Below are 14877 nucleotides of genomic sequence, written 5' to 3'. Positions count from 1 at the left end.
TCACAGGTAAATCACCTGAATGTGCGCCACGCCGGAAAAGCCGGCCGCCATCACTGCCCGCTGTGTTGACTCCACGCTGGCGCTGAACCACAACGTATTGCTGCCGGGTTGTAGAATGTAGGGCTGGCTCTGTTGGTTAAGTGACAGCGCACGTCCCTGCTGATCCTTCAACCGAAGGCCAATACCTTGCACGCCGCCGTTAAGTTTCAGCAGGTCCGGGTTGTTGATATCGCTGTCGCCGAGAAACACCAGCGTGGCCGCTTGTTCACCTTTTAAATACAGCTGTCCGGCATCGCCGTTTCGCTGACCGGCGGGGTTATCCGCCAGTGCTTTGGCCCCCAGCAGACAGTTGCGGAACGAAAGGCGAAAACGCACCGGCGTACTTTGATCGCCGGCATTTTGGAAATCACGTGCGTTGACGTCGCCCAAATCAATGGCCTGATCCTGGCTGTCCGGCGTCAAGCTGCAGGGGGAACTGAGCAGTCCACCATGAAAGCTGACGGTGCCAGTGGTGCCTTGGATTACGCCCAGTGGTGTCGCCGCCGTTGCACTGCCTGTGAACAGCAATACGCCGAGCAGCAGGGGCCGCAGACGGCCGCCGGTGAATTCAGCCATGCGTAATCTCCTTATTTTTTCGCATCGGGCACGGCGTTGCAGACGCTGCCGTTACAGGCAAAGCGCAGCTCCGGGTGGCCGCCGTAGTCATTGATATAGGTGACGACAAAACTGTTGAGGCCATTGTCGCGTAGCTTGAGCGTTTCGCTGGATTTCGGTTTCAGCATGACGGGCTGGAAATCGCTGAGTGCGCCGCCGCCCTGTTTCTGCGTCTGACGGGTCATACCGGTCAGAGTGATATAAAACGGCGTAGGGTTTTCAACGGTGAAGCCCCCAGCGCTTTTGTGGAACACCAGCTTTTCCTGCCACACCTCACCTTTTGGCGCGACGATAGCCTTCGGCCGGTAAAACAGTTTGATCTGGGTTTGCAGGGCTAACTGCATCACATTGGTTTTGCTGCTTTTCGGTGGGATCTCACGCAGATTGAAATAGAACACCGATTCGCGATCCTGCGGCAGACGGTCAGCCTCAGGGGTTTTGGTGATGCGCACCACACTCCGTTCGTTGGCCTCAACCCGCTGCAACGGTGGCAACACCACCAGAGGAGAAGTGATTTTCTGGTGCTGCTCGTTCTCTAGCCAAGACTGGGCCAGGAAAGGCAGTTCCTTGTTTTCGTTGACGATATTCAGGCTGATGGACTTCGCATCACTCAGATAGACTGCACGTGTGCGATCCAGTGATATCGCCGCATTGGCAACAGGTGCTACAGCGGCCAATGCCAGGCCCAGTGCGGCCATTTTTGCTAACGGGGAGTTATTCATAATCATCAATTCTCTGTGTTACGGATTACAGTTTGGCGCACGGCAGCAACAGCTGGTCCAGCGGCTTGGCGGCGCCCGGTATGACAATGCGGCACTGGCGCTGACCTTCCCAGGCGACATCCAGTTGTTCTTGCGGCTGTACACCGGTCAGATAGACCGAGCCGCCGTCGTTCACTACTGCCACTTCGCGACCGCGTTCACTCAGCACCGTGGCACCAAACGGCGGCTCGCTGCCGTCGGCAAGTTTGATGGTGGCCAGCAGTTTGCTGCCTTTAACGACTTCAAAGTGGCGGTAACCGATGGCACCTTCGGTCAACGTGCCTTGCACCACTGCGCGGGTGGCTTCTACGTCGTCAGCCAGCGTATTGACGTCGATGCGGGTATCCGTGTTGTAGTAGCTGGTGATGTCGGAGATCACCGCCAGGCCAAAGCGGTTACTGTAGGCGCGGCCGTTATTGATTGGCACCCCGGCAATACCGTCGGTATCCAGCATCATCCGGCTGCCGCCGTTACTGGAGTTCTGATGCGCGGCAACGCCATGTCGGGTAGCGGTAATGCCACTGCGGAAAGTACCGCCAATCGACGAGTAGCTGTCTTGTTGGTAAGAGGCGCTGGCGTTAAGTGAGCCAAACGATGCGTTATGGCTGTAGTAGCCACGGGCCAGTGATTTACCGGATTGGTTAAAGCCGCCGCTGACTTGCCAGGTATTGTTCGGGTCGGTGTAATCGTTGTAGGACGCCATCTGAGTAACGTCGCTATTGCTGGTTTGCAGCGAGTAACCCACCCGACGGCGATCGCCAATAGGCACACTGAAATTCACCATCACACTGTCATCGGTACGGCCATGATAGGTCGTGCGGTAAGCCGACAGCGATGCAGTGATGTTGCTGATATTGCCGACGTTGAACAATTTACTGGCGGACAATCCGTAACGGTCCTGCGCTCTCGCATCCCAATAGGTTTGGTGTGAATAGGTCAGGTAGGCGGTGATCGCTTTGGCGCTGTCTTCCGCCATAAAGGTTTTGCTGGCGGTAATGGTGTACAGCTCTTTCTGGCGCCCGTCGTAGCGTTCATCGTAGTCACTGTAGCGCTCTTGCAGATACTGCGACATGTTCATGAATTTACGCTGTGAGAAGCGGTAGCCGGCGAAGGTAATCTGGCTGTTCAACTCATCGAAACGTTTGGCGTAGTTGACCTTGAACGACAGACCACTGGCGGTCGGTTCATTGGGCAGGCGGGCGATGGATTGAGTCACATCCAACGACATGGCACCAAACACATTTAGGTCACGGCCCAGGCCGAGTGCCCAAGCGTTGTAATCACCGCCAAGCAGTGCCCCGCCATACAGTGACCAGGCGCTGGTCAGCCCCCAGGAGAAATCACTGGCGGAGAACAGCGACCCCTGCATGCGATGATCGTAAGCTGAGGGTCTGCCTACGGCGACGTTATAGCGTACATAGCCAGGGCGCGTCAGATAAGGGATGGTGGCGGTATCTACCTGGAAAGTTGATACGCTGCCGTCCTGCTCTTCCACTTTTACATCTAAACGGCCGCGTACCGAACTGTTGAGATCCTGAATGGCGAACGGCCCGGCGGGCACGGTGGTTTCATACAACGTGCGGCCTTCTTGCGACACGGTGATTTTGGCGTTGCTTTTGGCAATACCGCGAACTTCCGGTGCATAACCCTGCAAGTTCGGTGGCAGCATACGTTCGTCGCTGGCCAGATTCAGGCCGGTAAAACGGTAAGAATCGAACACGCCCGAGTCGAGGAAAATTTCGCCAAGGGTCAGTTTGGCGGCCTGCATCGGTAGCGCGCGATAGGCGTAGATTTGATTCCAGTCGAAATTACTGTCGCGCTCGCCGGCCTGCTGGTTGTAATTGGCCTGATAATCGGCGCGCAGACGCCAGGCACCCATGTTGGCACCTACCGTCCCGTAACTGCTGAGGTTTTCTGCGGTGTTGTTATTGTGGCTCTGTTTACCGACCTGGCCGCTGATGCTGTAGTCCAGTAGCAATCCGGGGATGCCGTCATCCCATTGTTCCGGTGGGGTCCAATCCGGATCGGAATATTTCATCCAGGCCTGTGGGATGGTGATCGCCAGAAAGCCTCCGCCAATACGGTCGGAAATAGTCGCCCCTTTGATGCCACTGATATCGGCACAGCTGTTGTTATGCCACAGGGTGATTTTCTTGGCGGCTTCTTCTTTAAGCGCCATTTTTTCTACCAGATCGGGTGGCAGGCAGACACGGGAGCGATCCTGTTTATCCGACGACGGATAATAGTGAATGCTGCGCTGTGGCAGGGTTTTCTGGTTGATCTTAATATCCAGCAGATAGGCGCCGGGCATGACGTAATCGGCGTCGGAAAAGCGTGATAAATCCACTTTGCTGCGATCGCCAATATCTAATACGTCGGTATTAAATTCCGTGGCGGAAAAAGCCGAATGCACCCAGAGGAAAGATAGAATGACGGTGAGGGGTATTTTTTTCCGTGTCAGTAATGACGTCATAGAATAATCACTCATGGCAAATCCGCGCCCAATAGCAGGTCATCCTGTACGACCTGAATACGTAATACGTGATGTCATTCAGTGCCAAAATCGGCACCCGCCTAACAAGGCGTTACAGATAAGACAGGGTAAATTTTGCCAGTGAGTTGAATCCGCCGGCTCGGGCCCTATCAGGGTGAATGCGTAGCTGGGCGCCAAAGCGCAGCGTATTGTCGCCAGCAACAATCTGGTAATCCGCTGTGGTGCTACCTAAAGGGATCGGGGTACCGGCTGCAGTCAGCAGCTCAATGGCTACACCCTGTGCTTCACCATAAACACCCAATAACGCAGGATCCCGACTGTCTGCGGTACCGTCGAAAGTGACCGTGGCAGCGCGATAGATAAAGTCGGGTTTTACAATGCTGGCCAGTTCGCAGTTCACCAGCTTGATCTCAAAATTGCGTCGGCTGCCAATCAGTACCGGCTGTGAATCTAAGGAGGCATCGGTCATGGATACCAGCCCGAAATCGACGGTCTGATCCAGGCTTTCACTGGCAATTCCACATGGGGTTTCGACGATTTCGCCGCCCAGACTGAGTGTGCCGTGGCCCTGATTTTTTGCCGCTGCCTCCGCCCCCGCGCTACAAACGCTGAGCGCGATAAGCAGTACGCCCCAAATTGGGTTTGTCATGCTGGCGTCTCCCTGTTGCCGTTGGTCCCGTTACCCAATATCCGTGCAGGTAAAACGGGGACACCAAAACGGCGTCCCCGACGGGATTACAGGTATGCCAGAGTGAAGTTTGCAACGCTGGTGAACTCGCCTGGAACCACGGCGCCAGAAGCGCTGCTGCCTTGCAGATAGGCGGCGAATTTCAGAGAGTTGTTACCTTCGGTCAGGCCCTGACCATCGGTCGCTGTACCCAACTCAACATCTTTGGAGTGCAGGTTGTCATAGATCATGATGCCAGCGCCGGTAGCAGTACCGCTCAGAGCCAGCAGTTTGCTGTTATCTGGATCTGGGGTACCTGTGAAGGTCACTTGGACGTTCTTCATGGTCGCGATAGAGCAGTCTTTCAGTTCAATGCTGAATGGCTCGGAGCTGGATTTACCTTCTTTAGCCAGCAGACGGCTGCTGATTTGGCCCATTGGTACAGTCTGGTCAACAGATTCCGGTGCTACGCTGCATGGCGCATCAATAATTTCACCGGTAAAAGTAACTTTACCGCTACCCTGGTTAGATGCGGCATGAGCAACAGATGCAGAAGCGAAAGCAATCACGGTTGCCAGCATTAATTTATTCAGTTTCATTTCTCAAGTTCCTGTAGAGAGTATTTAAATAAAAAGAACAGCACATCTAAATCCCCCACAACAGCGGCAACGTCATGTCGCCGACGCCGTAGTTGGAGCCAGATCCTTTTGCTCTGGGCAATACGCCACCATCCGTTATTCATGAGTGAATAACGAAAGTTTTTGGAAATCGTAAAATCGAAATCCTTAAAAGAAAAATAGGTATATCACCATAGCGTCTTGCTGGGATTATTCTTGCAAATAATAGGCGTGATTGGGAATAGCTTTTATTAATTTAAGTCAAATACAGAATATAAAACCAAAAGGAAAAAGAAATATATATGATTGAAAATCAATAGATCGTATACAAATATTATCCAGAATAAATGACTATATAAATGGCAATATGCGAGATATTAGATCGCCAGAATTAGTGTTCACACTACAATTAACAATATTGTTTTGATAATATCGCCATCAGGCAGCAGATGATGAATTCTGGCTGTTAATCATAGGTTAAAAGTTAACTCTTTGTTTTGAAAGGTAAGCAGGTCAGTAATACTGGCTTGGAATGCGGCTTTTATTCATCGTTGCGACGATAATTTCTTTTCAGTGATTAACAAAGCTATAACAATGTCAATGTGGGTAGGATTATTACCAATATCCGCCAGTCATTGCGATTTTTTGTTATTTAACTCGTTAGGATTAATCAGAAACAGTCAGATCTAGCAGGGCTTCGCGACATAATAATGACCTAAGTGATAATTAAGAGATGATAAACGGAATGATTACCATAATTAATGATTCAATGCGCCGATCTGTAGTCGCTACATCTGTGCTGATAATGTCTTTCTTACTGTTGTCAGGTTGTGCAGGGAAAAACAGTGTTGGTACTGTTGCTGTGAAAAATGTTTCACAGAACAATCCTAAGGAAAAAACCGATGAGCAACGTATCGCGCTCTGTCAGCAGCGGGTTAATTCACTTAAGAATATTAATCCGCAAAGCTATCAGAAACGGATTGCTTATTTTAACGGGTTGCTGACCAACGCTTCTGGATATGCTGGTATTCGTAGCAATGTTGATGAAAGCACACGTAAGGCGATAGACGCGCTTTATAAATATAAAACTGAGAAATTCTGCGCTGACGTTGAACATGAGTTGATGTCCGATCTGTCCAGCCGGGTGGAGAGCTTATAGCTATGAGAAAGTGCGCGGAAGGAGCCGCTGCTTTGCTGTTGTTATTAACGGGACAGGCCGCGGTTGCGGGTGATGACGGTATTCCCGCGTTGTTGAAATTTGCCGAGCAGCAGGCGGTACCGGTTGTAGAAAAAGTCCCGCCGACGTCTCGGCAACCGGCTATCGCCAAGCCCAAACTTACCACTTCAATGGGGGGGGAGAGGGCTCGGTTGGCCGCACTGAATCAGACCCTACAGCAACAGGCTGACACTATCAGCCTGCTTGAACAGAAATTAGCGGCTCAGACTTCTGTTCCCATGCCGGTAACCAAGGAACCCGCTGTGGATATCAAACCACTGGTAACGGCGCTGAAGGGGATCCGTCGGGCCATCGCACCCCCTCCGGAGCTGATAGCAATGGCGGCATCCCTGGCTCGGCAACAACGGGTAGCCACAGAGCAAGATCAGCAGTTGCAGCGGCTTAACCATCAGTTGGCAGCCCTGCGACAGTCGCCAGTGCTGGCCAACGATCTGGATAAACAGGCCTATGCCGCTGGCGTTTCGCTCGGGCGCGACATCTTACAACTGCAAGAAGAGAACCGTCTGCTGGGTATCGATGTCGATCGCTCACGCTTGCTTGCGGGAATTGCGGACACACTGACGGGCAAGCCGCGACTGGACGATGCGGCCGTTGACAGCGCGTTGCAGGCAGCAGACGAAACGCTTCAACGGGTTCAGCAGAAACGGCAGCAGTCTATTGGACAGGAGGGCAAGGATTACCTCACCGATTTTGCCAAACAACCTGGGGTGCAAAAGGATGCGCTCGGTTTCTATTACCGCGTGGATTATGCCGGTATTGGTCAGATAGCCGCAGATGACAATGTCGATATTGTCGTGCGCGAGAGCCTGCCTGATGGACAAGTGATTAAGGATATGGACGTCGCCGGCACAGTGATCTCACAACCTTTAGCGAAATATCCCCCGCTGTTTCGCGCAGCTATTAGCAAATTGAATAAACACGGGTCCATTACGCTGGTGGTCCCACCTGCGCTGGCGTATGGCGATAAGGGGAGTCCACCCGCTATTCCACCGGGAGCAACCATGATTTACACCCTGCGCGTGGCCGACGCGCTACCGCAGGACAGGAGTAGACGAAAGTAACTCAAGGAGAACGCGATGGCCAAGGTGCCGATAACATATGAAATCAGGAAGTCACATATGCTAAACGTGTTACGAAAACTGTGTATGGAACGTGCCGCTGGGGCGGGAGGGCATCATCCGCCCGAGCCGGAACACTGGCCTAAAACCAGGGAACTGGCGGATAAATGCGGTGAGAATATTTACACCACGCGCACATTATTATTGGCGTTGGAAAAAGAGGGTAAAGTGAGCTGTACCCACCGAAGTATCAATAACTCGTTACGCTGGTATATTTGCGTATCGCCAAAAAAAGTGTAATTCCTTTCCTGCCTTGTGTTTTTGACTACCTTTCACAGCGGATTAATATAGGGCTGTGGGGCTACCAGCTCCTCAGCCCGACTCCTTTGTTACGACTAATGACCAGCCATTGCCAGTGTGTTTTTCCAAGCCCTATACTGGTCACCTGAGTACAAATATTGATATGAGGGATACGGGCTTATAATGAAGGAAAGCAAAGAACTACTGTTATTGGATGATATTCATTATCAAATAGGCGAGCAGGTTATTCTGGATTCCGTCTCTTTCAGCCTGAATCAGGGTGAATTTAAACTGATTACCGGGCCGTCTGGTTGTGGAAAAAGCACCCTGCTTAAAATCGTCTCCTCTCTGATCGATCCGACCCGTGGAAAAATTATTTTTGCCGGTAAGGCCATTACCGATATACCGCCGGAAGAATATCGCCAACAGGTCTCTTACTGTTTTCAAACACCTTCACTTTTTGGCGACAGTGTGTTTGACAATATTGCTTTGCCTTATCAGATTCGTAAGCAAAAGCCGGATGAGCAAAAAATGCGGTCTGACCTGGAGCGTTTCGGGTTGCCGGAGAATATGCTGAAAAAAAGCGTTAACGAATTATCGGGCGGAGAGAAACAGCGTATTTCTTTGATCCGTAATCTGCAGTTTACCCCCAAAGTGTTGTTGTTGGATGAAATTACCAGCGCGTTAGATGAAGATAACAAACGTAACGTCAATGAAATTATTCATCAGTTGGTTGCGCAACAGGGTGTCGCAGTTCTATGGGTGACACACGATAAAGATGAAATCAAACATGCGGATGATGTGATTACCTTAAGTGCACACGGCGCTCGGGCACAGGAGAAAACCGATGAATCAGCATAACATCAGCAATGAATCCTTAGCCCTGTCGATGGTATTGGTGATTATTGCCATTTTAATCAGCCATAAAGAAAAACTGGCGCTGGAAAAAGACATTATCTGGAGCATTTCCCGGGCGGTGGTGCAGCTGATTATTGTCGGCTATGTACTGAAATATATTTTTGATGTGAACAACGCCATTCTTACGGTGCTGATGGTGCTGTTCATCTGCGTTAACGCCGCTTACAACGCGAAAAAACGCAGTAAATATATCGATCATGCGTTTGTGACGTCGTTTATTGCCATCACCACTGGGGCAGTATTAACGCTGGTGGTGTTAGTGCTGACCGGTTCGATCGAGTTCACTCCCATGCAGGTGATTCCAATTTCCGGCATGGTTGCCGGTAACGCGATGGTCGCCGTCGGGCTGTGTTACAACAACCTTGGGCAGCGTTTTAAAAGCGATCAACAAAAGATTCAGGAGATGCTCAGTCTGGGAGCTTCACCGAAGTTTGCCTCGGCGGCGTTGATCCGTGACAGTATCCGCGCGTCGTTGATCCCTACGGTGGATTCGGCCAAAACCGTTGGGCTGGTCAGTCTGCCGGGGATGATGTCCGGCTTAATCTTCGCCGGTATTGATCCAGTTAAAGCGATTAAGTACCAGATAATGGTGACCTTTATGCTGCTTTCTACCGCTAGCTTGTCGACGATTATTGCCTGCTATCTGGCGTATCGTAAGTTCTACAATGTTCGTCATCAATTGGTGGTTAGCTCGTTGAAGTAGAGCCTATGATTTAATGGTAGGGGCGCAGCGTGCTGCGCCCGGTTAAATCGGGTCGAGCATGCTCGACCCCTACGCTACGACCATTACCCTTGCAGCAGGGCGATACTTTGGCGGATTTCACGTTCAATATCCGCCTCTGACCAGCTGTCCAGTTGTGAAGAGAATGGCTCAAAGGCATAAATGCCGGTGTAGCCGAGGCGTTCCAAATTCTGCACCTGTTTTTTGCTTTCCAGTCTGTCTTTGTCACTCAACATGATACGTTCTTCGTCGCTTAACGTGTTTTTGGCTTGTGGATCCTCCACTCCGGAAAGGTGCACTAAACCAATACCGTCGATCTGAATTTGCGCATCAAACTCAGGCTGTGCGACATCGCTCAAATAATGGTGGAAGGTATCCAGCACGATTTTGTACGGTGCGCCGGAATCACGAATGAGGGACTGTGTCAGCAACGATGAGCGCAGAGAACTGATGCCGAACCCCAGTGGTTCTACATAACCCTGCACGCCGTATTTCGTGAACAGTGGTGCCAGTAGCTTCAGGGCTGCCAATGTATCTGTTTTTTTCTGCTCTTCGCTGCGTGAATCGCCTGCACTGCAATGCGGACACAGCACCAATGCCTTGCTATGAATAGCCTGAGCTTGTGACAACAGTGCCTCGGCGTTTTTCAGCAACGTGACCTGATCGTCCAGTAGGTTGAACATGCCGAGGGCATTAATCGTGATAATGTCGATACCGTATTCTGCTGCCAACGCATTTAATTGTTCGTTGCTCAGGTTATCGGTCACCTTGCCGCTCGGCATATCGTTGCGCAGCTCTACTTTACTGAGCCCACACTTTTTCACCAGGCTGAAAAATTGTGCCAAATCGAGATTTGGCGCGATCTTGCGGTTGATGCAAAAACGGTCTGGCGCAATGGTCATGATGCATTACTCCTGAGAAGGTTGAGAAAACCTAAGATTCACCGACTTAAAGCGGCGTGCGTTGTGTTTCGGGTTGTGCTTGGCGATAGCGTTTTGCCATCACCACGTCTTCCATTTTTTCCAGCGATACACCTTTAGTTTCAGGAATATAGCGGCCAATAAACCAGTAGCTGAACAGGCAGCAGGCGGCGAAGATCCACATCGGGAAGGCGCCGTGGAAGCTCGAGAATAGGTAAGGATTGTCGTTGATCATCGGGAAGGTCTGTGACACGACAAAGTTGGCCAGCCACATACAACCGACGGCGATGCTCATACCCTGCGCGCGCATACGGTTAGGGAAGATTTCTGATACCAATACCCATGCACCCACACCCCATGACAGCGCGTAGAACACCATAAAGAACAGCATGCCGAACAAGGCGAAATAGCCGGTGGCTTGTGTGTAGAGCGCGTAAGAGGTGATCAGCAACCCGGCGATAGCGCCGAGAGTGCCGTAACGCATCAGTGGGATACGACCGATGCGATCCATCAGCATGGCACCGATCACAGAGCCAACCAATTGCAGTACACCGATCCAAATGGTTTGGAATAGCGCTTCCTGGGCATTTTCGGTGACGGTTTTTAGCACCATCGGTGCGTAATACATCATTACGTTAACGCCGGTGACCTGCTGCAACATGGCGATCATGCAGCCAACAAACAGAATGAAACGTACCCGTACGTCACCGTAGCTCAGCTTCTGTTGATGTTGCTTCTGGTCTTGATGCAGTGAATCTTTGATTTCCAACAACAACTTTTGCGCATGGGTGGCATTGGATATTTTGGTCAACATGGCCAAAGCCTGATCGTCACGACCAACCATGACACTCCAGCGTGGCGATTCTGGAATGATAAACACCAACATCAAGAACAAAATACACGGGATGACTTCTGAGCCGATCATCCAGCGCCAGCCCATTTCTACCAACCAGGCTTCACTGGCGATGCTGGCGATTTTGAAGTTAACGTAGAAAATTACGATCTGGCCAAACACGATGGCAAATTGCTGCATGCTGAGCGCACGACCACGCATGTCTTTTGGAGAGACTTCCGACATGTACATTGGGGAAACCGTGGCGGCGATACCGACGGCCAAACCACCGATAATGCGGTAAATCACAAACCAGCTGAAGGTGGCAGCCAGAGCCGCACCAATTGCCGAAATGGTGAACAGCACTGCTGCCAGCATCAAGGCTTTTTTCCGGCCATAGCGCGCGGCCAGCGGCCCGGCACCAAAAGCCCCGACCACACAACCGATGACCACGTTAGAGACCGCCCAGCCGGTTTCGACCGGGCTGAGATCAAAATAGGCTTTTAGCGCTTCGATTGCGCCGGAGATCACGGCGGTATCGTAACCGAACAGAATGCCGCCAAGTGCCGCAATGCCGCAAATTCGCAATATGTACCCGGTATTATGCTTACGCTGATATGACATGTGTTGCTCCGATTTTTATCCTGGCTTCCACCCGCGCAGTAGGTTGTAGGGAAGAGGGAGGCGGAAGGGTGTGAACCGTGCCTGTCATTAAGGCGGTGATATTTGAATGCTTCTTCTCTAAACAAGAACATTTATTTCATAATTAGTGAATAATGAAATATTGATTTTTAGATCCAGTTCAAAAAAAAACGCAAACACCCTACAAGCGATGCAGTGCCATCTTTGAGCAACAGTTTTCAGCGTATTGCCGACTAGAGTGCCTATTTCTGTATAAAAGTCAGGGCTAATCACCACGGCAATACGAATAGGTGAAATCACAGGTTTTTTCCTGAAATGTAATCGTCTTGCTAATGATCTGGCAAAACTGCGACCTCTCGCACTAAAAACAAATTTTCTAAAATAATTTATTTGAAACTTTTTTTTCAATGAAATAGAGTTTGCTTCATCAGGTCAGGATTTAGCCTGCTTATGGGTATAACCCGGTAAGCGGTGTGATGAAAACGCTACGGCGTGCGGTACTGCGCACACTGTCCGGCGACAGCAGACTTAAAAGAGGGCGAGACATGAAAACCGTGGGTAACTTTATTGGCGGGCAGGTGTGCCTGAGCAGCAGCAATCAAACCGTCGACGTGCATAACCCGGCTACTGGGCAGGTTGAACGTCGGGTCACGCAAAGCACCGCCGCCGAGGTAAAGCAGGCCATTGATGTGGCCCACCAGGCGTTTGCCGATTGGTCACGCACTACACCGTTACGCCGTGCGCGCATCATGTTCAATTTTAAGGCGCTGCTGGAACAGCATCGTGACGAACTGGCGGCGTTGATCGTCAGTGAGCACGGCAAGGTCTATTCTGATGCCTTGGGTGAGCTGACCCGTGGGATTGAAGTGGTTGAGTTTGCCTGTGGTATTCCGCATTTGATTAAAGGCGAATATTCAGCGGATGTTGGCAGCGGCGTGGACAGTTTCTCGCTGATGCAGCCGTTGGGTGTGGTGGCGGGTATTACCCCGTTCAATTTCCCGGCAATGGTACCGATGTGGATGTTCCCTATTGCGTTGGCTTGCGGCAATACTTTCGTCCTTAAGCCACCGGCATTAGTGCCTTCGGCATCGGTACGGATGGCGGAATTGCTGAAGGAGGCAGGCCTGCCGGACGGCGTGTTCAACGTCGTGCATTGCGCTAACGAAGACGCCGCGCAGCTGTGCACCGACCCGTACATTCAGGCAGTAAGCTTTGTAGGTTCGTCGGCAGTGGCAGAACATATCTATACGACGGCCAGCGCCCACGGCAAGCGGGTACAAGCCTTCGGTGCCGCAAAAAACCAGGCCATCATTATGCCGGATGCCGACTTGGATGCGACAGTCAATGCCCTGATGGGCGGCGCATTTGGCTCTGCCGGTGAGCGTTGCATGGCGTTGCCCGTTGCCGTGGTCGTCGGTGATGACACGGCCGATAAACTCATTGCCAGATTGAAACCCTTGATCGCTCAATTGCGCGTTGGCCCTGGGATTCAGCATGGCGGTGAAGAAAACGAAATGGGGCCTTTGGTTTCCTCAGCGCACCAGAAGAAGGTTTTGGGTTATATCGATCTGGGCGTCGAAGAGGGCGCAACGCTGGTCGCCGATGGCCGCAATTATCAAGTGTCGGGCTACCCGGATGGCTACTATGTTGGTGGCACCCTGTTCGACCACGTCAAACCGAACATGCGTATCTACCGCGAAGAGATCTTCGGACCGGTGCTGGGCATTGTCCGCGTACCGGATTACCAAACGGCGATCGATACGGTAAACAGCCATGAATTTGGCAATGGCAGCGCTATCTTTACCAGTAACGGCCACTATGCACGTCAGTTTGTGCAAGAAGTACAGGCTGGTATGGTCGGGGTTAACGTGCCGGTACCGGTTCCTATGGCATTTCACAGCTTCGGTGGCTGGAAGCGCTCGGTGTTTGGGGCGTTGAACGTTCATGGTACTGACGGCGTGCGCTTCTATACCCGCATGAAAACGGCCACTGCTCGCTGGCCAACGGGGCAGCAGACGGTGTCTGAATACAGTATGCCGACGTTGGGTTAAGGTTCTATGCTTGAGCCATGCCAATACTCTATGGATTTCGAGTTGTAGCTCAGCGGCCAACTCAGTTGCGTGGCCCACGGATGGGGCCACGCAACTGAGTGCAGGTAACAACGCTACAGTTTGAAAGTCGACGGGGAGTTAATTCGGAGGATCACTATGTCTTCATTACTTGCCAAGTGTCAGCAGCCGGATGGTCAGGGCCGCATTCAGCATGTCACCCCAGAGAATGCCGACTGGCGCTTTGTTGGGTTTGATGTTTATCGCCTTGAAGCCGGTCAATCGCTGCGGTTGGAAAGCGGCGACAAAGAGCTATGCCTGGTGCTGGTCGCCGGCATCGCTTCCGTTGCCACCTTGCGAGCGGAATACCCGAGCATCGGCAAACGCATGAGCCCGTTTGAACGTACACCGCCTTATGCGGTATACGTGCCGCATCATGACAAGGTTGAAGTGCGGGCGGAAAGCGCCCTGGAGTTGGCGGTCTGCAGTGCGCCGGGTAATGGGCATCTGCCGTCGCGGTTGATTACTCCGGCGGAGGTGGGTGTCGAACGTCGTGGTAAAGGGCGTAACCAGCGGCTGGTACACAATATTCTACCCGATAGCGAACCGGCAGACAGCTTACTGGTAGTAGAAGTGTATACGGATGAAGGCAATACCAGTTCGTACCCTAGCCACAAGCACGATCAGGAAGATTCGCCGGATGAAACCTATCTGGAAGAGACCTACTATCACCGGATTCAGCCGGAACAGGGTTTTTGTATGCAGCGGGTGTATACCGACGATCGCTCACTGGATGAGTGCATGCCGGTGTATAACCGTGATGTGGTCAAGGTACCGCGCGGTTACCACCCCGTGGCGACGTTAGCCGGGTACGACAATTATTATCTCAATGTGATGGCGGGGCCTGTACGGCTATGGAAATTCACGTGGGAAAAAGACCACGCATGGATTAACACCGACGGCTACCCAGCGGCCAAATAATCTTTATCAGGCCCGGCTTGCCGGGCC

At 51.8% G+C, this 14877-nt stretch carries 15 protein-coding genes; 7 read left to right on the top strand and 8 right to left on the bottom strand.

What is annotated here, in order from left to right; translation table 11 throughout:
* The 5 genes from SGR01S_RS21505 to SGR01S_RS21485 all read right to left on the bottom strand — a co-directional run bounded on the left by SGR01S_RS21505 (position 1) and on the right by SGR01S_RS21485 (position 5175).
* Complete coding sequence (locus tag SGR01S_RS21505) at positions 1–615, bottom strand: fimbrial protein (RefSeq protein ID WP_061808539.1); 615 nt, start codon at positions 613–615, stop codon at positions 1–3.
* Between the two features lie 11 nt (positions 616–626).
* Entirely contained in the window at positions 627–1382 is a 756-nt protein-coding gene (locus SGR01S_RS21500; RefSeq protein WP_082797649.1) for a fimbrial biogenesis chaperone, read from the bottom strand.
* Positions 1383–1401: 19 nt separating this feature from the next.
* The gene (locus SGR01S_RS21495; RefSeq protein ID WP_061808538.1) at positions 1402–3903 is read right to left on the bottom strand and encodes a fimbria/pilus outer membrane usher protein; all 2502 of its coding nucleotides are present in this window, start codon (positions 3901–3903) and stop codon (positions 1402–1404) included.
* A 97-nt stretch (positions 3904–4000) separates the two neighbouring features.
* A complete protein-coding gene (locus tag SGR01S_RS21490) occupies positions 4001–4558 on the bottom strand; it encodes a fimbrial protein (protein WP_061808537.1) in 558 nt (185 codons plus the stop codon).
* Positions 4559–4644: 86 nt separating this feature from the next.
* Positions 4645–5175 (bottom strand): fimbrial protein, encoded by a 531-nt coding sequence (locus tag SGR01S_RS21485; protein WP_006317526.1) that lies wholly within the window; start codon positions 5173–5175, stop codon positions 4645–4647.
* 763 nt (positions 5176–5938) lie between these two features.
* Here SGR01S_RS21485 and SGR01S_RS21480 point away from each other — a divergent pair.
* The 5 genes from SGR01S_RS21480 (at position 5939) to fetB (ending at position 9409) form a co-directional block, all read left to right on the top strand.
* The gene (locus SGR01S_RS21480) at positions 5939–6352 is read left to right on the top strand and encodes a YuaE family lipoprotein (RefSeq protein ID WP_037425084.1); all 414 of its coding nucleotides are present in this window, start codon (positions 5939–5941) and stop codon (positions 6350–6352) included.
* Between the two features lie 2 nt (positions 6353–6354).
* The gene (locus SGR01S_RS21475; RefSeq protein WP_061808536.1) at positions 6355–7491 is read left to right on the top strand and encodes an FKBP-type peptidyl-prolyl cis-trans isomerase N-terminal domain-containing protein; all 1137 of its coding nucleotides are present in this window, start codon (positions 6355–6357) and stop codon (positions 7489–7491) included.
* 15 nt (positions 7492–7506) lie between these two features.
* A complete protein-coding gene (locus tag SGR01S_RS21470; protein ID WP_037425078.1) occupies positions 7507–7788 on the top strand; it encodes a FaeA/PapI family transcriptional regulator in 282 nt (93 codons plus the stop codon).
* Between the two features lie 183 nt (positions 7789–7971).
* The gene (gene fetA / locus SGR01S_RS21465; protein ID WP_037425075.1) at positions 7972–8649 is read left to right on the top strand and encodes an iron efflux ABC transporter ATP-binding subunit FetA; all 678 of its coding nucleotides are present in this window, start codon (positions 7972–7974) and stop codon (positions 8647–8649) included.
* Entirely contained in the window at positions 8636–9409 is a 774-nt protein-coding gene (gene fetB / locus SGR01S_RS21460) for an iron efflux ABC transporter permease subunit FetB (RefSeq protein WP_061808535.1), read from the top strand. Before fetA ends, fetB begins: the two co-directional genes overlap by 14 nt.
* A gap of 83 nt (positions 9410–9492) precedes the next feature.
* Here fetB and SGR01S_RS21455 read toward each other — a convergent pair whose 3' ends face one another.
* The 3 genes from SGR01S_RS21455 to SGR01S_RS24275 all read right to left on the bottom strand — a co-directional run bounded on the left by SGR01S_RS21455 (position 9493) and on the right by SGR01S_RS24275 (position 12121).
* The gene (locus tag SGR01S_RS21455; RefSeq protein ID WP_061808534.1) at positions 9493–10329 is read right to left on the bottom strand and encodes a TIM barrel protein; all 837 of its coding nucleotides are present in this window, start codon (positions 10327–10329) and stop codon (positions 9493–9495) included.
* 46 nt (positions 10330–10375) lie between these two features.
* Complete coding sequence (locus SGR01S_RS21450) at positions 10376–11803, bottom strand: sugar porter family MFS transporter (RefSeq protein ID WP_037425065.1); 1428 nt, start codon at positions 11801–11803, stop codon at positions 10376–10378.
* 117 nt (positions 11804–11920) lie between these two features.
* The gene (locus tag SGR01S_RS24275) at positions 11921–12121 is read right to left on the bottom strand and encodes a hypothetical protein (protein WP_130382313.1); all 201 of its coding nucleotides are present in this window, start codon (positions 12119–12121) and stop codon (positions 11921–11923) included.
* Between the two features lie 245 nt (positions 12122–12366).
* Between SGR01S_RS24275 and SGR01S_RS21445 the strand changes: the two genes are divergently transcribed.
* Positions 12367–13872 carry a CoA-acylating methylmalonate-semialdehyde dehydrogenase gene (locus SGR01S_RS21445; protein ID WP_037425063.1) on the top strand — a complete coding sequence of 502 codons (1506 nt, stop codon included), beginning with the start codon at positions 12367–12369 and terminating at the stop codon, positions 13870–13872.
* A 156-nt stretch (positions 13873–14028) separates the two neighbouring features.
* Complete coding sequence (gene iolB / locus SGR01S_RS21440; RefSeq protein WP_037425061.1) at positions 14029–14850, top strand: 5-deoxy-glucuronate isomerase; 822 nt, start codon at positions 14029–14031, stop codon at positions 14848–14850.
* Positions 14851–14877: the final 27 nt, after the last annotated feature.

It is taken from the genome of Serratia grimesii NBRC 13537 (genome assembly GCF_001590905.1).
In the GTDB taxonomy this organism is placed as follows: Bacteria; Pseudomonadota; Gammaproteobacteria; order Enterobacterales; family Enterobacteriaceae; genus Serratia; species Serratia grimesii.
Note: the sequence above shows the minus strand (reverse complement) of the source record. Positions and strands in the feature narration are given on the sequence as shown.

Excerpts from the sequence above, each read along its gene's own strand:
- SGR01S_RS21470 (WP_037425078.1), top strand. The coding sequence starts at position 7,507 with ATGGCCAAGGTGCCGATAACATATGAAATCAGGAAGTCACATATGCTA.
- fetB (WP_061808535.1), top strand. The coding sequence starts at position 8,636 with ATGAATCAGCATAACATCAGCAATGAATCCTTAGCCCTGTCGATGGTA.
- fetA (WP_037425075.1), top strand. The coding sequence starts at position 7,972 with ATGAAGGAAAGCAAAGAACTACTGTTATTGGATGATATTCATTATCAA.
- SGR01S_RS21445 (WP_037425063.1), top strand. The coding sequence starts at position 12,367 with ATGAAAACCGTGGGTAACTTTATTGGCGGGCAGGTGTGCCTGAGCAGC.
- SGR01S_RS21485 (WP_006317526.1), bottom strand. The coding sequence starts at position 5,175 with ATGAAACTGAATAAATTAATGCTGGCAACCGTGATTGCTTTCGCTTCT.
- SGR01S_RS21505 (WP_061808539.1), bottom strand. The coding sequence starts at position 615 with ATGGCTGAATTCACCGGCGGCCGTCTGCGGCCCCTGCTGCTCGGCGTA.
- SGR01S_RS21500 (WP_082797649.1), bottom strand. The coding sequence starts at position 1,382 with ATGATTATGAATAACTCCCCGTTAGCAAAAATGGCCGCACTGGGCCTG.
- SGR01S_RS21490 (WP_061808537.1), bottom strand. The coding sequence starts at position 4,558 with ATGACAAACCCAATTTGGGGCGTACTGCTTATCGCGCTCAGCGTTTGT.
- SGR01S_RS21455 (WP_061808534.1), bottom strand. The coding sequence starts at position 10,329 with ATGACCATTGCGCCAGACCGTTTTTGCATCAACCGCAAGATCGCGCCA.
- iolB (WP_037425061.1), top strand. The coding sequence starts at position 14,029 with ATGTCTTCATTACTTGCCAAGTGTCAGCAGCCGGATGGTCAGGGCCGC.
- SGR01S_RS21475 (WP_061808536.1), top strand. The coding sequence starts at position 6,355 with ATGAGAAAGTGCGCGGAAGGAGCCGCTGCTTTGCTGTTGTTATTAACG.
- SGR01S_RS21480 (WP_037425084.1), top strand. The coding sequence starts at position 5,939 with ATGATTACCATAATTAATGATTCAATGCGCCGATCTGTAGTCGCTACA.
- SGR01S_RS21495 (WP_061808538.1), bottom strand. The coding sequence starts at position 3,903 with ATGAGTGATTATTCTATGACGTCATTACTGACACGGAAAAAAATACCC.
- SGR01S_RS21450 (WP_037425065.1), bottom strand. The coding sequence starts at position 11,803 with ATGTCATATCAGCGTAAGCATAATACCGGGTACATATTGCGAATTTGC.